The organism is Candidatus Bathyarchaeota archaeon, assembly GCA_026014735.1.
Lineage (GTDB): Archaea > Thermoproteota > Bathyarchaeia > Bathyarchaeales > Bathycorpusculaceae > Bathycorpusculum.
Genome location: JAOZHT010000004.1, coordinates 295,482 through 319,051, shown reverse-complemented (window position 1 = coordinate 319,051; position 23,570 = coordinate 295,482). Strand labels below are relative to the sequence as shown.

28 protein-coding genes and 1 tRNA gene are annotated in these 23,570 nt (G+C 49.6%); 8 read left to right on the top strand and 21 right to left on the bottom strand.

Going from position 1 to position 23,570, the window contains the following annotated elements; all coding sequences use genetic code 11:
• Positions 1-7: 7 nt before the first annotated feature.
• On the top strand, positions 8-1,804 hold the full coding sequence (locus NWE93_14240) for a hypothetical protein (protein ID MCW4001388.1): 1,797 nt from the start codon (positions 8-10) through the stop codon (positions 1,802-1,804).
• A gap of 66 nt (positions 1,805-1,870) precedes the next feature.
• Entirely contained in the window at positions 1,871-2,050 is a 180-nt protein-coding gene (locus tag NWE93_14235; GenBank protein MCW4001387.1) for a 4Fe-4S binding protein, read from the top strand.
• A 181-nt stretch (positions 2,051-2,231) separates the two neighbouring features.
• Here the strand turns inward: NWE93_14235 and NWE93_14230 are convergent, their stop codons facing one another.
• A complete protein-coding gene (locus tag NWE93_14230) occupies positions 2,232-2,588 on the bottom strand; it encodes a hypothetical protein (GenBank protein MCW4001386.1) in 357 nt (118 codons plus the stop codon).
• Between the two features lie 143 nt (positions 2,589-2,731).
• Positions 2,732-3,109 carry a hypothetical protein gene (locus tag NWE93_14225; GenBank protein ID MCW4001385.1) on the bottom strand — a complete coding sequence of 126 codons (378 nt, stop codon included), beginning with the start codon at positions 3,107-3,109 and terminating at the stop codon, positions 2,732-2,734.
• Between the two features lie 164 nt (positions 3,110-3,273).
• Between NWE93_14225 and NWE93_14220 the strand changes: the two genes are divergently transcribed.
• A complete protein-coding gene (locus tag NWE93_14220; protein ID MCW4001384.1) occupies positions 3,274-4,218 on the top strand; it encodes a hypothetical protein in 945 nt (314 codons plus the stop codon).
• A gap of 19 nt (positions 4,219-4,237) precedes the next feature.
• Here NWE93_14220 and NWE93_14215 read toward each other — a convergent pair whose 3' ends face one another.
• The 11 genes from NWE93_14215 to NWE93_14165 form a co-directional block, all read right to left on the bottom strand.
• Positions 4,238-4,726 carry a hypothetical protein gene (locus NWE93_14215; GenBank protein MCW4001383.1) on the bottom strand — a complete coding sequence of 163 codons (489 nt, stop codon included), beginning with the start codon at positions 4,724-4,726 and terminating at the stop codon, positions 4,238-4,240.
• Positions 4,727-4,751: 25 nt separating this feature from the next.
• The gene (locus NWE93_14210; GenBank protein MCW4001382.1) at positions 4,752-5,192 is read right to left on the bottom strand and encodes a flavodoxin domain-containing protein; all 441 of its coding nucleotides are present in this window, start codon (positions 5,190-5,192) and stop codon (positions 4,752-4,754) included.
• A 58-nt stretch (positions 5,193-5,250) separates the two neighbouring features.
• The gene (locus tag NWE93_14205) at positions 5,251-5,493 is read right to left on the bottom strand and encodes a hypothetical protein (protein MCW4001381.1); all 243 of its coding nucleotides are present in this window, start codon (positions 5,491-5,493) and stop codon (positions 5,251-5,253) included.
• 87 nt (positions 5,494-5,580) lie between these two features.
• Entirely contained in the window at positions 5,581-5,730 is a 150-nt protein-coding gene (locus NWE93_14200; GenBank protein MCW4001380.1) for a DUF2795 domain-containing protein, read from the bottom strand.
• A 212-nt stretch (positions 5,731-5,942) separates the two neighbouring features.
• A complete protein-coding gene (locus NWE93_14195) occupies positions 5,943-6,110 on the bottom strand; it encodes an Em GEA1 (EM1) (protein ID MCW4001379.1) in 168 nt (55 codons plus the stop codon).
• A 50-nt stretch (positions 6,111-6,160) separates the two neighbouring features.
• Positions 6,161-6,343, bottom strand: coding sequence for an Em GEA1 (EM1) (locus NWE93_14190; GenBank protein ID MCW4001378.1), 183 nt, complete (start codon positions 6,341-6,343; stop codon positions 6,161-6,163).
• A gap of 55 nt (positions 6,344-6,398) precedes the next feature.
• On the bottom strand, positions 6,399-6,650 hold the full coding sequence (locus NWE93_14185) for a hypothetical protein (protein MCW4001377.1): 252 nt from the start codon (positions 6,648-6,650) through the stop codon (positions 6,399-6,401).
• 172 nt (positions 6,651-6,822) lie between these two features.
• Positions 6,823-7,011: an Em GEA1 (EM1) gene (locus NWE93_14180; protein MCW4001376.1), complete on the bottom strand. Its 189-nt coding sequence runs from the start codon at positions 7,009-7,011 to the stop codon at positions 6,823-6,825.
• 70 nt (positions 7,012-7,081) lie between these two features.
• Positions 7,082-7,405, bottom strand: coding sequence for a general stress protein B (locus NWE93_14175; GenBank protein ID MCW4001375.1), 324 nt, complete (start codon positions 7,403-7,405; stop codon positions 7,082-7,084).
• Between the two features lie 823 nt (positions 7,406-8,228).
• Positions 8,229-8,564, bottom strand: coding sequence for a VOC family protein (locus tag NWE93_14170; protein MCW4001374.1), 336 nt, complete (start codon positions 8,562-8,564; stop codon positions 8,229-8,231).
• Positions 8,565-8,879: 315 nt separating this feature from the next.
• Positions 8,880-11,426, bottom strand: a complete 2,547-nt coding sequence (locus NWE93_14165; protein MCW4001373.1) for a hypothetical protein — start codon at positions 11,424-11,426, stop codon at positions 8,880-8,882.
• Between the two features lie 392 nt (positions 11,427-11,818).
• On the opposite strand from NWE93_14165, the gene NWE93_14160 reads away from it, so the two are divergent.
• Together NWE93_14160 and NWE93_14155 are read left to right on the top strand one after the other, a co-directional pair.
• Positions 11,819-13,303 (top strand): B12-binding domain-containing radical SAM protein, encoded by a 1,485-nt coding sequence (locus NWE93_14160; GenBank protein ID MCW4001372.1) that lies wholly within the window; start codon positions 11,819-11,821, stop codon positions 13,301-13,303.
• Between the two features lie 130 nt (positions 13,304-13,433).
• Positions 13,434-14,891, top strand: coding sequence for a PQQ-binding-like beta-propeller repeat protein (locus NWE93_14155; protein ID MCW4001371.1), 1,458 nt, complete (start codon positions 13,434-13,436; stop codon positions 14,889-14,891).
• Positions 14,892-14,977: 86 nt separating this feature from the next.
• On the opposite strand, the gene NWE93_14150 is transcribed toward NWE93_14155, so the two are convergent.
• From NWE93_14150 to NWE93_14130, 5 genes are all read right to left on the bottom strand, one after another.
• Complete coding sequence (locus tag NWE93_14150) at positions 14,978-15,829, bottom strand: hypothetical protein (protein ID MCW4001370.1); 852 nt, start codon at positions 15,827-15,829, stop codon at positions 14,978-14,980.
• Positions 15,830-16,015: 186 nt separating this feature from the next.
• Positions 16,016-16,213, bottom strand: a complete 198-nt coding sequence (locus NWE93_14145) for an aldo/keto reductase (GenBank protein MCW4001369.1) — start codon at positions 16,211-16,213, stop codon at positions 16,016-16,018.
• 152 nt (positions 16,214-16,365) lie between these two features.
• Positions 16,366-17,367 (bottom strand): alpha/beta hydrolase, encoded by a 1,002-nt coding sequence (locus NWE93_14140; protein MCW4001368.1) that lies wholly within the window; start codon positions 17,365-17,367, stop codon positions 16,366-16,368.
• Positions 17,368-17,450: 83 nt separating this feature from the next.
• Positions 17,451-17,525: transfer RNA gene (locus tag NWE93_14135), tRNA-Arg, on the bottom strand.
• 47 nt (positions 17,526-17,572) lie between these two features.
• Positions 17,573-18,073, bottom strand: coding sequence for a ribbon-helix-helix domain-containing protein (locus tag NWE93_14130; protein ID MCW4001367.1), 501 nt, complete (start codon positions 18,071-18,073; stop codon positions 17,573-17,575).
• Between the two features lie 170 nt (positions 18,074-18,243).
• Between NWE93_14130 and NWE93_14125 the strand changes: the two genes are divergently transcribed.
• Together NWE93_14125 and NWE93_14120 are read left to right on the top strand one after the other, a co-directional pair.
• Positions 18,244-19,155, top strand: coding sequence for a DUF2090 domain-containing protein (locus NWE93_14125; protein MCW4001366.1), 912 nt, complete (start codon positions 18,244-18,246; stop codon positions 19,153-19,155).
• A gap of 5 nt (positions 19,156-19,160) precedes the next feature.
• Positions 19,161-20,144, top strand: coding sequence for a fructose-bisphosphatase class II family protein (locus tag NWE93_14120; protein MCW4001365.1), 984 nt, complete (start codon positions 19,161-19,163; stop codon positions 20,142-20,144).
• Positions 20,145-20,380: 236 nt separating this feature from the next.
• Here NWE93_14120 and NWE93_14115 read toward each other — a convergent pair whose 3' ends face one another.
• The 3 genes from NWE93_14115 to NWE93_14105 form a co-directional block, all read right to left on the bottom strand.
• Positions 20,381-20,791, bottom strand: a complete 411-nt coding sequence (locus NWE93_14115; GenBank protein ID MCW4001364.1) for a DUF2095 domain-containing protein — start codon at positions 20,789-20,791, stop codon at positions 20,381-20,383.
• A gap of 75 nt (positions 20,792-20,866) precedes the next feature.
• Positions 20,867-21,505: a nucleotidyltransferase domain-containing protein gene (locus tag NWE93_14110; GenBank protein ID MCW4001363.1), complete on the bottom strand. Its 639-nt coding sequence runs from the start codon at positions 21,503-21,505 to the stop codon at positions 20,867-20,869.
• Entirely contained in the window at positions 21,483-22,733 is a 1,251-nt protein-coding gene (locus NWE93_14105) for a glycosyltransferase family 4 protein (GenBank protein MCW4001362.1), read from the bottom strand. The genes NWE93_14110 and NWE93_14105 overlap by 23 nt, the downstream gene beginning before the upstream one ends.
• Before the next feature lie 167 nt (positions 22,734-22,900).
• Here NWE93_14105 and NWE93_14100 point away from each other — a divergent pair, with 167 nt between their 5' ends.
• Positions 22,901-23,458 carry a hypothetical protein gene (locus NWE93_14100; GenBank protein MCW4001361.1) on the top strand — a complete coding sequence of 186 codons (558 nt, stop codon included), beginning with the start codon at positions 22,901-22,903 and terminating at the stop codon, positions 23,456-23,458.
• Positions 23,459-23,570 lie beyond the last annotated feature (112 nt).

The window sequence follows — 23,570 nt, the reverse complement described above, 5'->3', positions numbered from 1 at the left end:
GACCCCAGTGAAGCGAACCCCTGTATCCCTCTTGATAGCAGTGTTCACTTTACTGATAATTTTACCCCTCGCCCTCCCAAACTCGATGGTAGCCGCCCAAACCAGCAATACAGTCACAAGCGTGGAGAGCAAAATCCAAGTCATGTATTCGGGTCAAGTCGTCATCTTAGACACCATACACCTTGCGGAGCCAGCGCAGGATGGCTTCATGATTGGGTTACCCTACCAGTACAGCGCCTACCTGCTTAAAGGCTTAGCATACGATGACACCCATGTTTACCAGATAAATCTGGGCATGAAACTGGGTAACCGCTCAAGCGGATTCTACGGCGCCGAAATCAACTTCAACGGCGAGCACCCTACCCAATTCACGGTTGCTTTTATTCTCTCTAACCGTCTCGTCACCGAATTAGACAACGGTGCCTTTGTCCTTGAGTACCCCGCGTACCCCAGCTTAACCTTGGATGCCCAGGTATGCAGTGTTAGCTTATCCTTTCCAGGTAACCCAACTGCCTTATCAATATCCAAAGACGACGGAAGCGTCCATGACGCTGCCTACACGGCGAATAATCTGCCCGCATACACATACTCTGTAGCAAAGGCAACCTTTACCCTGCCTGCAGCTACCCTCCAGTTATGCACCATAACGGGTTTAGATCGGCAAATAACCATCGACACAAACGGTGCCCTATCAGCCACCGACACCTACGAAATCATCAGCAACTCCACCTCGCCATTAACTTCCTTTGTTCTGTGCCTTCCACAGCACTCGACAAACATCGGCATAACTGACCAGTATGGCGCAGACCTCAAAAGCAGCTTCTCCCCTTCCACAGACAGCGACGTGTTGCTTGCTAACATAACTTTTGTTTCCTCCTTGACAAGTGACCAGACCACCCAGCTGAAAGCTCAGTACAGCTTGCCAAGCACCCAACTTGTGGGTTCAAACTACATGCTGGAATTCAAGCTTTTTCCGAGTTTCCACTACTTCGTGGACCATGCCACCATGACATTTAACACCCCTGAAGGCGCAACCATCGTTTCGCCGCAGCCTCAATCCCTAGATATCTCCTCTTCGCTTACCCGCAGCGCCTACCAAGACACCCTTACCGTGACAGAAAGCGGCATAAGCTACGTGGATTACCTGGCGCCTCAGCCTAACAGCTTAGATTTATCCTACAACTACAACCCAGTGTGGGTTTCGTTTAGACCAACCTTCTATGCCGCATCCGCAGCAGCGTTCGCCTGTCTAGGCGCAGTTGTTTACCGTGTGGCTAGACCCAAAAAGGAACCCTATCGGATACGTGCTGAAGAACTCTCCACTCAGATGCCTACTCCGCAGCAGGAAGCATCCGTTTACGAGATTAAAACTGGGCAGCAGATAACCGCAGATAACATACGCTCCTTCGTCGACGCATATGATGACCGAACCCAGCTCTACGGGGAACTGCGGACGCTTGAGGCACGTGCACAGAAGGGCAAGATTCCCCGGCGCCAATACAAGGTTCAGAAGAACGCTGTTGAAGTACGCGTGGAAGGTTTAACCCGCAGCCTCGAACGCGCCAAGGCGCTGTTTCGCGGTTCAGGCGGAACCTACCCTGACCTAATACGGCAGCTGGATCTAGCTGAATCTGACCTTTCTTTAGCAGACCAGAACATACGGACTCTTGAGCAGCGCTACAGCAAAGGCGAAATATCCTTGGAATCCTACAAGAAAAGCATCGGTGACTACCAAAAGATGCGGGAGAAAGCCCAGTCAGCCATCAACGGAATTTTGATGCGGTTACGTGAAAAAATCCGTTAGGTCACCTAAAACCTTTTATTTTACTTGCCAGCTTTGGATGAAAATAACGCAAGAGGTATGACAAAAATGGTAAAAATTGTTGTCGATGCCAAATGTACTGGATGCGAAACTTGTGTGAACACTTGCCCCGTCGGCGTTTACGAAATCAAAGCCGGCAAATCTGTTCCAACCAAAGAAAGTGAATGTTTGGTTTGCAGAGCATGTGAAGCACAATGTCCTGAAGGTGCCATTCAGGTTATCGAGTAAACGGTTCAGGCAACCAGTCCGTCTCTCAGTCATGAGAGAGCTTCCCTTTTATTATTCAAACATTTTTTAAACCTCAAATACTTAGTCACTTGCGCTTACCCCAACTTATCCCCTGGCAATCATTATCGTGGGCTTACATGAGTTTGGTTCTCAAAGAAAAAGAAAGAGAAGGAGCCGCATTTTATCGACGGCATCCATGTGCATAGCCGCTTTGGCTCATCATGCCCCAGCCTTGTTGATTCCGGTTCTGGCTTTGCACTTGAGACCCATCGCAGTAGCCGTTCTGGCAGCCATCACCTGCACCGCTACATCGGGTGCCAACACAGGTGCCGTTGACGTAGCCGCAGGGCTCGCCGGTTGTGCTGTTAACGCATCGGGAAGCACCAGTGTAGTCGCCGGTTACGCAGGGAGCTGCAGTCTGACTGTTAGATGCTGATGTTAAAAATGATTGGTTTGCGAATTGCGCTGCGGCCACTCCGACAAGAGCAGTAGCCACGATGGCAACCGCCACAGTTGCGAGGATAATTTTTGTGTTCATTCTTTTCACCTCAACTACACTATGGGCTTGGGGTGGTTTGGATGTTGGCTGAAACAGATATGAAACAGTGACCCGAAACGGTTTCTGGGCAAAAGAGCTAAAAATAAGAAATTTAGATTTTAAAGTTATAGGTGGCTGAGGGCTTAGCGGCAGAAGAAGCATTTCTCGGCCCATTTCTGCGGTAGCCCCTCTTGGCATTTGGGGCACATGAGGCCTTTTTGGCGTATGGTAGCGCAGGTTTGGCAGAAGAGTTCGAGTACCCGGCTGCGGTTTTCGGGGTCTTCTATGAGGCAGACAACCATCTCTTCGATGAGGGTTATGATTTCGGCGGTGCTTTCGAGGGCTACCATGTTGGCGCCTCGTTCTCTGCCGACGTAGCGGCTGACGGCGGATTGTGAGAGTCCGAGGAGGTTTGCGGTTTGTTTTTCGTTGTAGCCATGTTTTTCTACTATGGTGCGTGCCATTATGGCTTTGACGGCTGGCAGCACGGTTTTTACTCCGACTTCGCAGGGCAGTATCAAGTTAACACCTGAATTAGGGTATTTTGTGGGATAACTTATTTAAGTATGACGCTTGTCATAAGTTATGACGCGTGTCAAGACGGACACCAATCCCAAACGCAGCAACCACCCAACCTCTCACTCCTTCCCGTCCTGACACACGTCGCAAGGAGAACAAACAAAAAATGGGCAACGTCCTCCAACCCACCCGCAACGGTGAAAAACGCAACCTCGCATCAATGCTGCAGACCCTCAACGCCGAATGCCGCAACTGCGCACCCACCTCACCGCTCGAATGCATAAACCGCTGCCAAACCTACAAACTAAAAAATGAACTTCGCCGCCTCCGCGACGCCATGGATAAACCAAACTATCTAAAAGAATTATTCAACGTACTCAAAAATGAAACCCGCCTCCATATCCTTAAAGCAATAGCTGAAGGCAAATACTCCGTTAGCCAACTACAGCAGGAACTCAAAAGAAACGGGCACAATCACAGCCAAGACACCCTAAACGAGGAGTACCTGCGTCCCCTTCTATCAGTGGGGTTAGCTAACGAATCATGCGACCAGTACCACGCAACCAACTTTGGCGGGCGCTTAACTGAAATTCTCGGCGTTTTCCCGGAATTCGCCGAAGTGCTGCCTGCTCACTCCGAATGCTATGAAGAAACGCTTTTGACCGCTTTATCCTCGGGCCCAAAAACCTTCGAGGATATCGAAGCTATCATTTCCCCCAAAATTGCTTCCCGCATCCTTAAGCGTCTACGAGAAGTAGGCTTGATTGAAACGCCTGAAGAACGCGACTACATCTTCTTCTTTAAATCCAAACGTGACCCCGACAAGGAAACCTTCACAGAAACAGAAAGAAAAGTCTATGACGCCATCGCCGTCGAAGGCATGTCTGCAGGTAAACTCTCCAAAGAAACCGGTTTGTCGATGAGGCGAACCTACAAGTACCTTCGGGGTTTGAAGGGTAAAAAACTGGTTTTCGTCCGCAAAACCCCCAAGGCATACGGTTTAACATCAAAAGGGGAATTACTATCTTCGGTGCTTGGGGAGCTTTCACAGGCAGTTGAGGAAACCTGGAGTTATTCACAGCAGGTTTTCCACACAAATGAAAACGCTTAATCATCCACTCTTTTTTTGTTTACCCACCGCCGGGTGCGCCATGGAACGGAACGCCTTCCCAGAGCAGCTTCCACCAGTCATCTTCAGTGATCGTCTCGCCGTGAACGATGATTTCCTGAACCATCTTGAGCATCGCGTGGTGCCGAATTTCATCTTCTAATATGGCTTTTAGGAGGAAAACAACTTTTTCATTTTTGATTTCAGGGATTTTTTCTTTAAGCACCCTGATCAGGTTGGCTTCTACTTCGATGTGTTTTTTGATTAGCGCTCTCTGTTGGTCATAGTCCTCTTGCGCTAACGCGGTTGAGGCACTGGTAAGCAACGTTACTGCGGAAGTGTAGAGTTCGGCATGCTTAACCGAATCCAGCGAAACACCCTTCAAAACGCCCTTAACCGCTGGGTTTTTCATGCCGACAAGCGCTTTCTCAAGAGAATCCACGATTTCCTTCTCTACAGTAACCTGGTTCTTAAGGAACTCAACTAATTCATCCTTCTTTTTTTCTTCCATAAAACAACGCTCCATTTCTCTTATGCTAAGGCGTATTCATCAAGGTTTCGGAAATTTTCTTTCCCAAGCTCCGGCATGCATCCAGCGCTGCCGAGTCAGGAGCGTATTTTGCTAAAACCGGCGGTTGGGGTGTTTGCATCCCAAGCTTTGCCATGATGTCGGTCAACTGTTTGGGGGCTTCGCCGCTCCATCCATAGGAACCAAAAACCCCACCGATTTTCCCCTTCAAATTCAAACGCTTAACCTCAGCGCCTTCAAAGAGGTTTTTGAAATCCACCGGCAACTCATGACGGTAGGTTGGTGCCCCAACGATGACGGCATCATAACCTGCGAGTTCGGAGACTTCCACATGGAAGTTAAGGTCAACTTGGACGCCGCCGACGGATTGGGCTCCTTCAGCAACGGCTTTAGCCATTTTTTCAGTGTTGCCACTGCGGCTATAGTATAAAACAAGTACTTTCTTCATAGCTTAAAAGGCGCCCACAAAATATTTCAACATTTTGCTTAACTCAAAATGGAGGCACTTATGCGCCGTGTTTTTTGGCGCGTTTCTTTGTTTTGGATGATTTGTTTGTGCGGCTTTCTCCGCCTTTACGTCCGATTTCACGGTAAAATTCAGGTCCCCGTTGCTCAGCGACTTTTTCGCCGCCTTTCCTTCCGATTTGCCGATAGAATTCAGGTCCCCTTTCCCTGGAGACCTTTTCGCCGCCAAGTCTGCCTGCTTGCTGCCGTGTCATCTTTGGTTTCTCTTCGCTTTTCGTTTCCAACCTCTTCACCTCCAAAACAAGACCTCGGTTTGCAGCCATTGAACTGCAGGTTTGTAGATTACAAAAAATTTGGGTAATCAGTGGCTTCTACTCGATTTTGCCGATTTCTTTTGTGATGTCTATGGGCGAATTGTAGGTTTTATCGGGAAGCTTGTTGATGAGATCCATGACGTCTTCGGGTGCATCTTTACCTTGGGCGTTGCTGACCAGTTTCTTCTTCTCCGCAGGGTAATGCATACCCGCCAGGTACTTCTCTACGATAGCGGGGCTAACGTGTCCGGCGCCGCCGTTTCGGCTAGTATATTGTCTTCGGGTTCCTCTGCCTTGACCGATTCCTCTTCGCCTTTCAGTTGTTGTCTGTTCACTCGTTGGATTGTCACCTCCAAAAGGGCTACTAAAAAGGATATTGAAAAATGAAATTTGGAAACTGAAAAGAAACAGGCATGGGGTTACTTGCCCTCATACTCCTTTCCTTCCTCGATAAGTCTCTTTACTTTCTGGCCGCCTTTGTGGCCGATTTCACTGTAGAATTCTTCGCCGTGAGTTTCCGAGGTCTTCTCTCCACCCATGCGTCCTGCTTCTTCAACGGTCATCTTTCCCTTCTTTTTATCACTCAAAATATTTCACCTCCAAACATAGTTTTGACATTAATCATGCAAGAGACTGATTACTCGTTTTCGTACTCTTTGCCTTCCTCGATGAGCCGTCGAACCTTCTGTCCGCCTTTATGTCCGATCTCCTCATAAAATTCGCGACCATGAGTCTCCGCGGTTTTACGTCCACCTTTCTGGCCGCCCAACCGCCCCGCTTCTTCAACGCTCATCGTTCCCTTCTTTCGCTCCTCATCCAATTAATTCACCTCCTAGCAAAATAGAACCTGCAGAGGGAGTTAGAATACAAGGGGATTAACCCTCTTCACGTTCTTTGCCTTCCTCGATGAGTTCCCGGACGCGTTGGCCGCCTCGGTGTCCTGCCTCTTCTAGGCTGGTTTTGCCCATGGCTTCAGCTGATCCTTCATGCTGCTTTGCGCGTTCGGATCCGCCTTTGCTGCCGATTTCACTGTAGAATTCTGGCCCATGTGTTTCAGAGGTTTTTTCGCCTCCCAGCCGACCTGCTTCCTCAACGGTCATTTTTCCTTTCCTTTTGTCTTCACTCAAACATTTCACCTCCAAAAAAGGTTAAACGGTCGTTTTTCTAATGTCCTAGCCTTAAACATGGCACATAAACATATGTGGCTGTTCTTTTACAGCAACATCGGATGCATTCTAATTTAGGCCTACAGAAAGAGCTATCCAACGAAAAAAACGAGAAACAAAAAAGGGGAATTAACTATTCTTCTTCGTGCGCTTTGCCTTCCTCGATGAGTTTACGGACTCTTTGACCGCCTTTAGGGCCACCTATTCGTCCTCCTTTTCGGCCGATTTCGCTGTAGAATTCTTCTCCATGCGTTTCCGCTGTTTTCAATCCGCCCCTGCGTCCTGCCTCTTCAACGGTCATTTTGCCTTTCTTCTCTTCCAAACCATGTTCACCTCCTAAAATTGCTGTTAAGAAAATGAGGGGGAACAAGCTAAAACAAAAAAGTAGGCGCTTATTCCGCTGCCTCACGCTCTTTTCCAGCCTGAATCAGGCGCCGAACGCGTTGGCCGCCTCGGTGTCCTGCCTCTTCTAGGCTGGTTTTGCCCATGGCTTCAGCTGATCCTTCATGCTGTTTTGCGCGTTCGGATCCGCCTTTGCTGCCGATTTCGCTGTAGAATTCTGGTCCGCGTTCCGCTGAGACTTTTTCGCCGCCTTTGCGTCCGATTTCCTCGTAGAATTCTCGTCCGTGGGTGGATGCGGTTTTCTGTCCTCCTTTCCTGCCTGCCTCCGCCACGGTCATTTTGCCTTTTCTTGCCTCTTCTGATCGTGTACTCAAAAAATTCACCTCCTACTATACTACGGAAAAGTTAACAATTAAAGAGCCGAATAACCGCTCATAAACATATGTTGTTGTCGCAAGGCAGCAACATGCCAACACAGCCTAAGAAGAACTAGGGCAATATGGGATAATTAGACAGAAAATAGCTCATATGAGGGTTGATTGGTCTATGTCTGGGTTGGTTGCAGCTGGTGTGGGCGTATTCCACAACCCGTTGAGCCTTTAGCAAACAGCGTCTGCTTCTGGCGTGCGATTTTCTCTCTATCCCCCCTCTATTTATAGGCTCCACACCTGCTGAAAAAACGCAGAGAAAAGCCTATGATTGTGGATTTGAGGCGTGGAGGTTTGTGCGGTTGCAGGAGAAGTTGCAGGAACGCTAGGCATCTGCAGCAGAACACCACCCCCGAGGGCAAAAACATGCCTCTGCCCTACAAAGCTGCAGGCTACCCATTCAGAGCCACATCAAGCGCCAGGCCGAAAAAGAAATCTCCGCTGTCACGGTATCGCAAGCTGGTTTAGACGCTGCTAAAGCAAAGGTTAGGCTCAATTTTGGCAGCCCCGAAACACCTGAGCTTGTGCCCTCCGACCTCATAAAAGCCGCTGAGCTTGGACTGGTTCGAGCCGCAGAGTTCCGAAAGAACGCTGTCAAGTTTGGTTGGGAACTCTGGGATGACAAGAACCAGACGGGTCAAGGTTCCGATGTACGTGGTAATGAAGGTGAGGGTTAGTGTTGGATGGGGCAATTCCTTTGATTGTGACTTTCGTACTTCTATCGTTGCTTCTGTCGCTGGCGTGAATACAAACGCGGCAAAGACTACTGTTATTTCAGTTGGGTGAATATGCCGAATGCTGCTCCTTGCGGGTCCCTTAGGACGGCTGCTCGACCAAACCCTGGGACGTCGGTGGGGGGTAGCAGCACCTTACCTCCGAGTTGCTTCGCTTTTCTCGCCGTTGCGTCCACATCATCGACGCTAAAATAGGCAATCCAGTGTGATTCTGGACCACCTGAAGGCCACGCTGATCCGTCGGCTCTTGGACCCACTAGTCCAGCGACTGGTTGATTGTTGTCCATTAGCATGGGATAGGGACCTGGCATCACATTTAGTCCGGTAATTTTTTGATAGAAATTTTTGGCACCTTCGACATCGGTTGTCATAAGCTCGTGAAAAACAAACCCGTTTTTTAGATTCTTAGCCATCTCTGATCACCCATTTTTCTGCGGTTCTTACCCTTTAACTGTATTAGTGCTTTTTGCTTGAAAGGGCTTCTTTGAAGTTTTTGCTAGCCCTGTTCTATGCATTGTCACGTTTCGATATTATCGCGTTTTAGCTCTCAGCTGCAAGGGTTCATGGGATTGTAGCTTGGGTAATTAGACAAAAAATAGTCTCAGGAACGGGGGGTTGTTTCCATGGACTTGGAGTTGTTGGTTGCTGATTTTGCAAACCGCTGCCATAGAGGATTGTTTGATGGATTAGGTATTAAGCGGGCGAGGCAAATTTGTTTTTGCCACACTTGGAGTGTGTTTCCGCTTTCTTCTAACAAGTAAAAAGGATACAAGCAAAGCTACGAGTAGCGCCCCCACAACAGAAACCGTGGTTATCAGATTTGCCACGGTGAAGGCGGATGTCAAGTTAACCGATGGTGAATGCGCTGAAATCAGAGACTGTGCCAGGTTCTGCATCGTCTCCGTGGATCCTGGGGCGACAAGTGGATGGTTATCTGTGTTGTTTTCGTCAATTTCGTAGGGCATATTCCATGTTTCTGAATTACTCGTCTGCTGTGTGTTTGGATATTGGTTGGTGTAGTTGTTGTAGTAGTTGCCGACTTGTCCGTTATCCCAAACCTCGTTTATGTAAATAGGCGGTTCGCTCCAAGCGAGTTGTGCCTGCAAACACCAAATGTTTGAATTGTCAACGAAGTTGTTCATGTAGATCAGAGTGCCTGGAACTCCATAAGCAGAGATTGCTTCAGCACAGTTGGTGTAATTATTTGCAGCCACTATCACATCTGCAGAACTAATAATGTTGGTGGCGGTTGGGCAAGAGAAAAAATTGTTTCCGCAAACAAGCGCATTATTGCAGACAGTAAGGATGATTCCGCCTCCTTGTCTTGCAGTACCCAAGGCAACTCCCCGGAATTCATTGTTTGAGATGACGGCGCCGCTTGAATTCTCAATCCAAACTGAATCCAGAACCAGCAAATTGTTGCTTATTTGAGAGTTTAAAGCGTAGGTTAATCGGATGGTTTCTTTTTGCGTCGTGACTTCACTGATAAAATTATTATTGGTGAGCTTTGTGTCTACAATTCGGGTAGCTGCCACGGCTTGTTCGTTAAAACGGAATATACTATCAGAGACTATTATGTTGTCCGAGTTGTCTAACAGAACCCCGATTTTGAAGTTCTCGATTTTTAGGTTGCTTATTTCTACATTTTTGGCATCTGAGGCATCGACGCCTATTTGGGTCAACCTGACAAAAAGACCATCTACCGTACCGTTGCCACTGAGTAAGTGTCCTTGCCCATCAAGCACGATGTTGTTTGCTTGGATAATTAGCGAGCCATTGAAGTCATGAGTTAATCGGTACTGGTTGCCTTCGCGGGTTATTGGGGCATTTGATGGTGAGACAGTACCATCTGAGTTAATCAAAACAGTAGGAAGCACCATAGACGATTGGAAGCAAGATTGGGAAGTTGTCGGGATGGAGGCGTCTGGTTTAGTTTTAACTATAAAGCTGGATTGGTCCATAACACTCTGGCCCCCTGCTTGTCCAGCTAACACGAAAGAGCCGTCCTCTAGCTGAGTAAAGGAACTTAAGCTCCACCTAATCTTGTCTGCGTAAACTATTGCTGATTTGAAATCGCCGTACGCTTGAGCCCACAGTTCAACTCCATTTGCATCTGTTTTCACCAGCCACATCATGTTGTAGGAGAATTCGCCCCATTGTGTTTCACCTGCAAAAGCTAAGCCGCCATCTTTTGTCTCCACCAAACAATCAGCGTAATCGTTCTTAGATCCGGAGTCCGAAAAGCTTTGGACCACGTCAGGAACATGGTTGCCCCATCTGTCTGACTGCCCCGAAATCACCATTGTTGGTCCTACTCCACCATAAGTATGAGCCCACAACAGGTTACCTTGGGCATCAGTTTTAATCAGTAACGCATCTGTGCCGCCGGCGCCAAAAGAAGCCGTGTTACCAACCATTGCAAATCCGCCATCCGTGGTTTGGATTAGCGAGTTGGCAGAGTCCTCGTTGATTCCTCCAAACGTTTTTATCCACTGGAGATTGCCGTTGGCATCTGTCTTGGCTATGAAAAAGTCGCTTCCATTTACGCCTGAGGGGTCATTGTATGCGCCTGCAAACCCGTATCCTTTATCGTTTGTTTGGATAAACGAGTGAATAGAATATTGCTCATTTATGGATGTGATGTTTTTTGTCCATTGGAGTTCTGCCGCGGAGTCAGTTTTAGCTATTACTATTTGTCGGTTGGAAGCGTGGATTGCAGCTTGGGTGACAAGGGCGTAGCCACCATCAGATGTTTGTATGAACATTACTCTGCCAACATAGCTGTCGGGGAGTTTTGTTTGCCATTGTTGCTTGCAGGCAGCGTTGAGTTTATGGATTGTTATTGGACCCGTAAAGCTAGCGTATTTTTCTTCACTGCGCGTTGTGTATGCGTAGCCGCCGTCACTTGTAGTTATCATGACCTCTGGGAAGGGCGCGTTAAACTCCTTGTGCCACAAAACATTACCAGATGAACCGAAGCCCTCCACGTATGCGCATCGGGTAAATCCACGATTTGGGGCGTTTATTCCGGGAATAAGAACTGTAATGACGCCAGCGACGGATTGACCAACCCATTCTGCATGGGTAGCCGAGCGCATCTGTTGCCAATCAAGCGCGGGTGCCGAAGACTGTGGGCTCTGACCCGTAGCGGTGGCGCATGCTGAGGCTAAGCTTGAAATAACTATCGCTGACAGGATTATTACTGTGAATGGCTTTTTTATTTTTGCTATCATTTGATTCAATAGTTGCATTGTTGGACTTTGGTATTTAGGGTTTTTTGTCAAGATCTTGTGAGGGGAAACGATATGTTTGGTCAAGATTTATGAACTAAACCCGCGAGCAACTTAGCTAAACTCAATTTGAATACGGGCCCTTCATCTACACACCAATCAACAAGAAATGCCGCCTGAGAACTCCACAAGCAAGTGTATAATCAAAGTTTCTTTGATCAGCAACTAACCCTTCACATGGCGCCATGAATGAAAACCCTACACAGCCCCCTGCAGACTCATTTGCCCAGATGGCAAAGATGGAAATTGGAGATGTAGTCAGCAGGCTGGTTTTTGCTGTTTTTGAGCAATTTAAATATCGGGCAGAGTTGAACTACATTTATCTAGGTGTACCAATGAAGGTTCTCCTCGTTAACCCGCCGCAGACGTTCTATCCAGGTTCCGATCCGCCAGCAGGGAATTTGCCGCTTGGATTAATGTACATAGCCTCGGTGCTCCAGAAAAGCGGCTACACAGTGGAGATTTTGGATGCCTTTATGGCTGGCGCGGAGTTTGAGGAGAAAAACGGCGACGAAGTAACCATCGGCTTACCCATTAAGCGAATTGAAGAGGAAATACGGAGCAGAAAACCCGACGTAGTGGGCATAGCGGGTCCCTTCACCAGCCAAATCGGCCACGCCATCAAAGTCAGCAAAGCCGCCAAAGAAGCTAACCCAAACATTCTGACTGTGGTGGGTGGACCACACGTCACCTTGGTTCCCAAAGAGTTCCTAGAAGAAGCCCAGTCAGTGGACATTGCTGTTTGTGGCGAAGGCGAATACGCAATGCTTGAAATCGCCCAGCACTTCGAGGGCAAAACGCAGCTCAGCGAAATAAGGGGCATCGCTTACCGCCAAAACGGCGCCGTTACCGTCAACGAGCGCAGACCCTTCATCGACAACCTCGATGAATTGCCTTACCCCGCCTACGACTTAGTGGACATGGAGCAGTATCTTGGGCCAAGCAAAATTGGCTACCGCAGCTTCCAAACCCGAGCAATCTCGATGGTGACGAGCCGCGGCTGCCCCTTTAACTGCTGCTTCTGCTCGGTGCATCTTCACATGGGCAAGGGCTTCCGTGCACACAGCGCCAAATACGTCCTTGACCACATCCAATACGTTGTGGACAAGTACAAGGTCAAAAACATCTTTTTCGAAGACGATAACCTCACCTTGGACCTTAAACGCTTCGAAGCTATCTGCGACGGCATCATCGAGAGGAAACTCAAGATAGGCTGGGAAACCCCCAACGGCGTCCGCGCCGATCGCCTCAACATGCCGCTTCTGCGCAAGATGAAGGCGTCGGGCTGCAAAAGCGTATTTGTCGGCGTCGAATCCGGCGACCAGCAAATCCTCGACGAAGTCATCTGCAAAAGCCTAGACCTTAACCGCGTAGTGGAGTTCGCCAGAAACGCCAAGGAAATCGGGCTTAAAACCGGCGCCTTCTACATCATCGGGTTCCCCGGCGAAACCAAGCAGAACATGCAGCGCACCGTTGATTTCGCTTTGGAGATGAAGCGCAGGTATGATGTGGGGATGCATCTGTTTGCGGCGACGCCCAGCTATGGCACAAGGCTCTATGAGGAATGCAAAGCCAAAGGGTACCTTCCCGAGGACTTGTCATGGAACAGTTTTTCTGTGGCGAGGCAGGCGCGGGGTTTGCCGCTGATTACCACTGGCGAGTTTACGCCGCGGGAAGTCAGGGATATTGCGGCTAAGGCACTGGCGGAGTACAAGCGTATTCATCTGGTTAATTTGGCGAAGAATCCTCGGAGGGCGCTTGGGACGGCGTTTAGTCAGCCGCAGCTTATCGTCAAGTACATTAGGAGCCTCTTTAGGTAGGGCAGTTTTCAATTAATTTGGAAGTATTTTTCGATTAAAAAATTTTGGTGGATAAGCTGGAGAATTTCCATGAGAAAACGTAAATTTTATAACTGCCAAGCCCCCACCTGAAGACGAGATGCGATTGATAATGAACAAACCCGTAAATGCCCTTTTTTTAACGCTTATGCTCGCCGCAAGCATCATACTTCTAAGCCATGCTCCTCTTGGCGTGCAGGCGGCTTCTTCCAGCGAATATCCGATGTTTCAGTATGACTCCAGCCACTCAGGCAGTATACCCACAGCTCAAACCCCAAGCACAACCCAATGGACCTACCAGATAGGCGCTTCAGTAGTTACCTCTCCAGCTATCGCCCGCGGCATGGTCAGTATAACTTCAAATACAGGCCTCTTCACGCTGCGCATGGATACAGGTGGGTTTGTCCGAGTGTACTACATCCCCTGTGGGGCTTCATCTCCCTGCTATGTCGATAACGGCGGAAACGGATTGGTCTGCGTATGCGGAAATGACGGGCGCATCTATGCCTTCGACGCATTTCTAGGCAACATAAAATGGAACTATAGTATAGGCGGGCTAACTAGTTCGGCTCCCGTCGTCGACAGCGGCGTTCTCTATGTGGGGTCGCCGGATGGCAACCTGTACGCGTTGAATGCCACCACGGGCAGCAAAGTATGGAACTCCATGACCGGAGGTCCGGTTTACTCTTCCCCTGCAGTGTCAGGCGGCTTAGTCTATGTTGGGTCAGCTGACGGAAACATCTACGCGTTTGAGACCCTAAGCGGCGCTCAGGCATGGAACTACACCCTCGGGGGCACCGTTGAAGCAGACCCCTGCGTTGCCGACGGCACAGTTTACATAGGCTCAAGCAATGGCACCGTTTACGCGTTGAATGCCTCAGGTGGCGCTAAAATCTGGAGCCACCAAATAGGGTCTTATCCGCTGCTGTATCCGCTTTCCCAATCCGCTTCAGTGTCAACTTGCCCCGCGGTTACAGGCGGCATAGTGTATGTTTCCGCAGACGACGGCTACATTTACGCCCTAAACGCTTTCAACGGCAGCGAAATATGGCATTTCCAAACCAGCGGCACCGGGCTTGATGCGTCTCCGGTGATTGCAAACGGGGTTGTCTACGTGGAGTGTGTAGGCGCCGCTAAGTTTTATGCATTAAATGCCGCAACAGGCAGCGAACTTGTAACCTATAATCTAGGCGGGTCCTCTACGGCGGCTATAGCAAACGGCACAGTCTATGTGGGTTCAAGCAACGGCACCGTTTACGCTTTTCCAATAGTGACGGTTCCCACCCCGACGCCGCCCCCCACGCAATCATCTCCATCCTCATCCTCCAGCTCGTCTTCATCCACCTCCAACCCAACATCCACCGGGTCCCCGCCAAAACAGTCCACCCCAACGCCGACGGCGACACCACTCCCCACTGCAACACCCACGCCTCAGCAGCAAACAAAAGATAACCCCGCTGAATTCGCCCCTCCACAGTACCTCTATGAAGCTCTTGGAATCGGGCTAATCGTGGGTGCAGCCGCGCTTTTGGCTTATGCGTTTATGCTGAAAAAGAAGAAAACCAAATGAGTTTCCAAAGGCAATCAGGGGATGACTTGGGCCACAGGGATTTTAGCTTAACCAGCCGCCCCTTTTAGAAGCGATAACTTTTCGCTTCAATTATGCTTTGATGCTTTGGAGCGCCTTTTCAGCGCCAAAACGATGCCCAAAATTGCAGCCGCAGACAAAACAGCGGCGACAGGCACCATCAAAGAATCATCAGCCGGTTCTGCCGCTAAATGCGCCACTTCCGTCACCGTAAAGTCAGCAGTTTCAGAGGCACCAACGTTGCCCGCCAGGTCCCAAGCGTAGAAGGTCACGTTGTACTGCCCCGCAGGCAAACAGGGGAGGGTGGAGTTTCCGCTGACGGTTAGGTTCTGTTGCCCGTTTAGGCTGTAGGCGGCTTCCTTGTAGGCTTCGTTGACTGTGAAGTTGAGCGGAATCGTCGAGGCTGCGGACACGTTTGTTGGAGGCAGAACTGTCAGGGTTGGCGCCGTGTAGTCAACTGTAAAGTAAATTGTGGCTGAGGAACTTATGAAAAACCACTTAAAAAAAACCCCATCTTGCTTGTAGAGGCCATATCCCCTGGCTTTTATCACTATATTATGTTCTCCTTCGGGGATGTTTGAGAGCATAAGCTCAAATGAAGGGTGCTCTTGGCCGCCATGTAAAACATCAATCGCTTCTTTCTTCCAAGAGGTTTCGTAGCTGACATTTATCACAGTTGTGGATTCAGCGGTTCTTGATTCCGGAGCCGTCACACTAAACGCCAGCGGCAGCCGGCTTGTGTTATAGGCGGTGTTGTTGCAAGGCGATGTTATGGTGATTGTGGGCGGATAGGTTTGCGAGTCAGGGGGCGCTTCACCGGTTAGGGCAACAGGATTTGCCAGGCCATAGCCAACGCAGGCACTTACGATGAAGATATCTAAAATCGCCCAAACAAGCAGTTGAGGGCTCCTTCTCCGCATATTTGATCTCACAGCGATTCCTTCAACCCAACGTATCTTTATTGGCTAATAACTTTTTAGGTGGCGGTTTTTGACTAAGACGCAACTTTCTGCTTCAGGTTTGTTTACATCGGCAGATGGAAAAGGGAGCCAAAATTAAGTCGATAGGGTAGGAGAGGGGAGCAACCGTTTGTTGGCAGAGGATTCTTAGGTGGACTCAAACTTTATGCATTCCATTAGCTGACGGTAATCCTTCTCGATGTCTGTCGCCTCAAAAAAACGCAGGTTTGCAGTAAGCTCCTCAAGTGAAGATACGCCAGTGACTGCAGTGCATACACCCGGTTGATAGAGGGCATAATTGAGAAGCGCTGACGCAGTGGTGTTTTGGGGCACATTAACGGTCATGTTTTTCCAGCCTGTCTTATAGGCAGCTACCTTAACTTTTCGTCCAGCCTTTGAGTAATTCGCCCACTACAAGCTGTTTTATCCTCCTGTTGGGGGACTGCCGGCGAAATTAATGCGCTATTTAGGTTATCGAGAATTCAGCATCCATCGGATTAGGTGCTTGCAGTTGAAAAACCAGAGATATCTAGATCGGCAAGTTTACTTTTTGCCGCCAACACATCCTCCTGTAATATTTCCTTCATTTTCTGCGGTTCCTCAAACATGGGGCTATGAGCAGAACAACCAAATGTATAGAATCCCTTTATTGGCGCCTGCAGTTTATCAAAATATTCCTTAGCGACCGTGTAGCAGCAAGTATAATCATAAATGCCCTCAGCGAAGTATATTGGAAGATCAAATTTTAGCAGCTGTCTGCCTAAATCCGTAGCTGTCATCTCATCCCAGAGGCAACTTACACCGGCTGCAGCTTTGCCTCGCCATAGATTGATCTTCTCACGCAGCGTATACTCTTGGCTTGTCAGCGACGGAAAAAAGACTCCGGTCACTACTGATTTCATATCATGGGTTGTGCCAACGCCAAGGCTATGCATGGCTTTATCACGTATCGATAGGTATTCATGGGGTATCCCATCCGTCATGGTGACTGGCGCCGCTTCAAGCCGTCGAACCATTTTTTTGTTTCCCTTCTCTCTGAAACGCTCAAGCATGTAATCGTAAGCCAGCTTTTCAGATTTAAGTTGATTTGACATCTGAGCAACGCCTATGTAGGCATAATACCGCTGTGGTTCCTGTGCAGCTGTTTGTATACCAATAAATGATCCTCCTGAGTGGCCCATCAAGTAGATTTTCTTTTTGTTAAAGCGCTGGCATAAATAGTTCGTAACTTCCAATGTGTCAGAGACCATTTGCTTTAGTGTCAATGTCTCTCTTGGCGTTTTAGGGTTGTAGGAGAGGCCTGAGCCACGTTGTTCCCACCAAACCACAGTAAAAAGGTCTTCAAGACCAGTGGGATACTTCTTGGTTAGGAAGTAATCAGGCAATCCACCGTGAAGGTAGAGCAGCACTGGATTGGCAGTGTTTTTGCCTTTGATAAACATCCCTTGTTTTACGCCGTTGATATCAACGAATGTTTTCTCTGAAATGCTTACAGACATTAGATGCCCATTCTCGTCTGTGAGTCTACCTTAGAGATTATAAGTTTTGGCTGACAGTTTTATCGGTTTAGAAGTTAAAGAGGCGGGCCCGCTGGGATTTGAACCCAGGATTCTCGGCTCCGGAGGCCGATGCCTTATCCGTACTAGACTACGAGCCCACAATGCAGAAACGAAACATACAAGACAATTTAAAGCTAACCCACGTTTACTGCTCAATCAACGCGTCGTCGATCCACCATGCCTTCTTTTTGCCTGATTTTTCTCCTGCGTAGTATTCGATGATGGGTTTGCCGACTTGTTTGCGGCTGGTTTTCTCGATTTTCCGCAGTCTATTGAGTACGAGCCAGCGGTTGGTTTTAAGGTACTCTGCCAATTCGGGGGTGGTGGCGGATTTGTAGTTAAGCAGATACTCGATTATTTTGCGGTCAACTTCGTCTGCGGCGTATTGGTAGGGGTTGATTTTGCCATGCTGGAAAGTGAGGATGTCAAGGTCTGAGAGGTACTTGCGGATTTGGCCGAATTCCTCTTCGAGGCGGCTCATGCGCTGCTGCAGGGCAAGAAGCGTGTCGGGTTTGGGGGTTTTCTGGAGTTTCTCGCTTATGGCTTCCCGTATAAAGTCGCTTCGTTCACCCTCAGGCACCCGCAGCGCCATCTCCTGGTAGGTTTCCTCTGGCAGTTTAACGGTGACTATATGCATGTCAGTCAATGCTTGCCCTCACAGGTGATTATGGGCGGTTTGGTTATTTCATGTTTTCTGCAAAACCCGTCAACCGTTTGTCAGCCAACCAGCCAAAGGCTATCCTGTAGCGTTGGTTGCCTGCATTCTAGCAATAACGATTTATGTAAGAAAGACAAGATTACTGCACGGTGAACATATTGACCGACTGGTCTAAAAAGGACTTATTGATTTTAGCGTTTGACCATAGATCCTCTTTTGTTGAGAAACTCTTCGGAATCAAAGGGCGTCCCCCGACCGCAGACGAGAAAGCCAAGATTGAGGAAGCCAAAACAATAATTTTTGAAGGCTTCAAAGTGGCGCTGCAGAAGAAGGTGCCAAAGCAGATCGCTGGGCTGCTGGTGGATGAAGAATATGGCACCAGTGTGCTGGTGGAAGCTAAGGCGGAAGGCTTCAATTTTGCGATGCCAGCCGAAAAATCGGGGCAGGACGAGTTTGATTTTGAGTACGGCGACAAATTTGTTGAGCACATCGAATGTTTTAAACCTACTTTTCTGAAGGTTCTGGTGCGCTTTAACCCTGAAAGTGAAGTTGCACTTAACCAGCGGCAACTGTTGCGCCTCAAGAAACTCAGTGATTACCTCCATAAAACCGGCAGACCCTTCCTCTTTGAGCTTATTGTTCCCGCTACTCCAGGTCAGTTAGCTAAGGTCGGCGGCGACAAGGCGGCTTACGATACAAAGCTTCGTCCAGGGCTTATGTGTGCGAGCTTAAAGCAAATCCAGGCGGCCGGTGTTGAACCCGAAATCTGGAAGCTTGAGGGCGTGGATAAGGCTGAGGATGCAAAAGCCATCGTGGCGCAGGCGCAGGCGGGTGGACGCAAAGCCGGCGTAATTACGCTTGGACGCGGCGAATCTAAAGATAAAGTTAAAGAGTGGCTTAGTGTGGGAGCAAAAATCCCGGGCATCATCGGCTTTGCTGTGGGCCGCACGATCTTTTGGGATCCGCTGGTGGAGTTCCGCGCTGGAAAAATCGATCGCCCAGCAGCAGTGCAGAAAATCGCCCAGAACTACATCGAGTTTGTAGAGCTCTGGCAAAACGAGAGGAAGTAGACGCCATGACATCGCTACGTTCACTTTCACCCTCCTTAACCCGCATCACCACCGCAGGCGCAGTCGGCGCGGCATTACACATAGGCAAAGGCAACCCCGACATGGTAGACCAAACCGCTCTGGATTTCTCCCGTGCAGTGCTTAACCAAACTGAAGTAGACGGCGAAGTCATCTGCTGCGAGGGACCTAAAGATAATGCGCCGGCATTTAACAACCGCGAGAAAGTCGGCACTGGAAACGGCCCTAAAGTGGAATTCGTCATCGATCAAGTTGACGGCACAACCGCAACCAGCAAAGGCAAAAAAGACGCGATATCCGCGTTGGCATGTGCCCCAGCGGGTTGCCTGCAGGTGCTGCCCGACGATGGCTACTACTTTAAGGTCGCAACTAACGGTGCAGCCAAGGGCAAAATTAGCTTGGACATGTCCATTGAGGAAATCATCACCACCGTCGCTGCCCTCAAGAAGAGGCCGCTGACGAATTTCACGGTGATAATGTTGGAGCGTCCACGCCACGATGATATATTGGCGCGGCTGCGGAATATGGGTGTTAGAATCATCCTTATCGCTGACGGCGACATCGCTGGCTCCATCGTTACATGTCTGCCTGATTCAGGTGTAGATTTGCTTTTAGGTGCAGGTGCAGGCGCAGAGGCAACCATTGCGGCAACCGCCGTGAAATGTTTAGGCGGCACGATGCTGGTTAAGGTTTGGAAGGACAAAAAAGACGATGCAGGCAGGATGAAGCGGCTGGAAGCAGCAGGCGTAGATGTCGATAAAACCTACACGGAAGAGGAACTTGCCAAGGGCAACGAGATGATTTTTGCGGCGTCAGGAATCACCAAAGGCGAAATGCTTGACGGCGTGCGATTCATCGCGGGAGGCGCCAAAGTCCAGTCACTCTGCACAAGGCTGCCAAGCGGAACCATCGAGTGGTCACAGACCATCCTTAAATTCAAAGAGCACCCCATCTACCGCCAAATCACCTAAACCCCCATCAAACCTTTCTTTTTCTTTCTCTTTTTAAAAAACAAGTCTGGCTGATGTGAAGAAAGAAATATAGCCCCTTTTAAATAGCCAGTATATGGAAACGTATGCGCAGCCCCATGCAAGCCACTGTTGCTTTGCCCACCTCTCCCCTCCCTTATATAAAGAGTCAACGAAGGTTCAAATGTTAGTTCAAAAAGCAGGCGCTACATGTATTGAATGCATGTATGAGAATACTATTAGTAGATGCCGCCTTCTTTGAAGTAGTGGAACTCCTCTTTCTTAGGCCCAAAACCGCGCACGCCATCCCGCTTCAGCTGACACCGCAGCTCCTTAGCGTATTCCCCGCTGATTTCGCCCTTCTTCTCTAGGTACGCGATTATCTCCTCTGCCTGCGCTTCAGTGTCGCATCGACGCAGAAAATCCACGGCCTCTGGATTGAAGTGCCGCAGCTTATCAGGCGTCTCGGTTCTGGCAAGCATTTCTGCCTCTTCCTCGGCGGCTTCATGGTCTTCGCAGAAGCATTCGTCTACTTCTCCTTCGGCTTCAGCGGCGTTTTTGCGGATTCCGCCGATGGAGACTTTGGCGTCGCCTGATTCGAGTTCGTCTATGAGGTGAGGGAACATTTTTCTGATGTCTTTCTTTTCCATGAGGCATCACTGAGTCTAGAATTTGTTTTGGTTCTTTAAGTCCTTTATTGAAAAAATAGTGTGGTTTTATAGGTGTCACTGGGGGATAAATTGCTGCGTGGGGTGAGTCGCAAGCACCCGTTCAAGCTGGTTTATGTTTAAGCCGCGCATTTCATCCCCGAAGGTTTCACATCTCCGCTTCTTAGCTGCTTCCTCAGCTGCCCGCACCACAACCTCCAAGCCGTGCCCAGAGGCGGTTTGGGCATAGAGATGCAGGGACTCTAGGGTGGCGCCTTTCTTGTTGACGGTGCTCCATTGGGATTTAGTGACTTTTACACCTCCGTCTTTCAGTGCGGTGGCAACTTGGTCGGGGCTGTCGGTGTAGACGGCTATGTCGATGTCGCTGCCCCGCTTTATGGTGCCGCGCCAGACGCTGCCGATAAGCACCGGATAAAATCCAGAGAGCAGCCGCATCACGGCGAGGGCTTCTTGGCGCATCTGGATAAGGCGTGTTCTGCGGGCGTCGCCCTCGTTTTCCTCCGCTACCCGGTCCAGTTCCAGGGCTACCTCAAGGTTAGAGGGCAAAAAATGTGTAGCAAAGGTTTCCGCGGCATGCATCTTAGCTTGCTTGTACTCTTTTTCCGCTCCGAAGTAGAGCAGAACCGCGGCTTCTCTTGCCACGCGGCGCTTGAGATCCTCGTTTGCTGTGCCGTTACCGTTTAGCGATGGTTTCATAGAGCTCCACGGTTTTCTGGGCAATCTTGCTCCAGGTGAACTCTGCTAGCACCCGTTTGCGTCCGTTCTTGCCCAGCATCTTGCTTTTCTCTGGGCTCTCCAAAGCGGAGACGACGCCCCAGGCGATGTCGCTTGGGTTGTTGGGGTCAACGTGGTAGCCGCATTGTTCGGGTCCGCAGCAAATCACGATTTCACGCATGCCGCTGACGCCTGCAGCGCCAACCACCACGGGCTTCTCCATGCTCATGGCTTCAAGTGCGACGATGCCGAAGGGCTCATAGAAGCTGGGGAAGACGGCTATGTCGCAGGCGGCGTAGTGGAGGATGCGTTCCTCCTCGGGGATGAAGTCGAAGCAGAACTTGACGTATTCGTCGAGGCGGATGGTTCGGGTGAGGTTGGAGAGGTACTCCTGCAGGTCGCCGACGCCGACGATGACTAGTTTGGCTTTGGGGATCTTAGGCAGGATATGCGGCATAGCCATGATGAGTTTATCCACGCCCTTCACGCCGACTAGGCGGCCCAAGAAGAGTATCATGTATTCGTCGTCTTTTATGCCGTATTTGGCGCGGATACGCTGGATGTCCTCTTTGGCGATGTTTTGTGGATTATACTTCTGTGGGTCCACGCCGTTGTAGCTGACTTGAATCTTCTCCTTAGGAAAGCCCAGGCCGATTAACTCGTCTTTCATGGCGTAGGAGACCGTAACCACCATATCCGCCATTTTGCCTGCCCGCAACTCGATGTTGCTGACTACGCCTGATCCGTTGCCTAGAGTGCGGCCCTTCTCGGTGCTGTGCACATGGAAGGCAAACGGTAAGCCGGTTTCGCGTTTAACGGTTATGCCGCCCATCGCGGAGAGCCAGTCATGCGCGACGACCACATCGTATTTCATGCCTTCGCGTTTGATAAGCTCGTTTACTAGCTTGGCGGCGGAGAGGTAATTGTAAACCATGAGTTTGCCGAAGAGGTGGATGCCGCGGCCCCATTTGCGGATGTCCTCGGCGATGACGTCGGGCAACGAGTCGGAGACATCGATGTGGAGGGGACGATGGATTTCTATGCCGCGCCAGATTTCCCGGGTCGGCAGGGAGCCGGCGTCGTCGTTCATGGTAAAGACGGTTACGTCGTGGTCGTTTAAGACGAATTTCCGCGTGATTTCTGCTGCGTAGGTGCCTAATCCCCCGACGATTTTCGGTGGGTACTCGTAGACGAAAACGGCAATCTTCATCCTAGTTTGTCACCAGTTTATCATTAGGGAGTAGGAGACACAATACTAAAGCTTTGCCCAGCCTGAACCATGCGTTCATACAGGCGAATTACGCATCGCTTACGATGCATCCGCAAGGAAAACTTTGATTAGCCACATTTGCATAAGCTAGAGGTAGGTGCCCAGAAATGAGTTTGTCACCAGTTAAACAAGAAATTCTCGAATCCATGCTCCTATCTGAAACCCCGCAGAAAGCCATGGATATCGCTAAAGCATCAAAAAAAGAATTCCAGCCAACCATGATGCACCTGCTGGGACTCATCAAAATGGGGTATGCCACTTCACCCCAAAAGGGACTCTACATCATAACCGCACAGGGCAAACATGCCTTGGGACTCCCGGAAACCACTAAAGAGAAAGCAGCCTCCATTCTTGCCTACGCCCCACATGACAAAGCTTTCAACTTCTACTCAGCCGTCGACACACCTCTCCATATTCATGCGCATAACCTCCGCGGCTTCTCAGTTAACCTCGAAAAAGTCAGCGTTGCCTCTCTGCAGTTCCATATGGCACGCGGAGACTTCGAAGCATGGTTCAGGGGATTAGGCGATGAGGAACTCGCAAAAAAAGTGGGGTTGCTTAAGCAGCGCGGCCTCGAGGGTGAGGAACTTAAGGGGATGCTGCGAGGAATCGTGGAGCAACGGTACATTGAGCTGGCTAAGCTGGCGGATGTGCCCCTTACCTGAAAAGTAACCTTAGCAAAAAATGCGTGCCCATCATGGGGCATATCGCTATTTCTTCGCACAAAGTTATTTAGGGTCTCAAAGAAATAGTTGATTGATTGTTGTATTCGGTGAC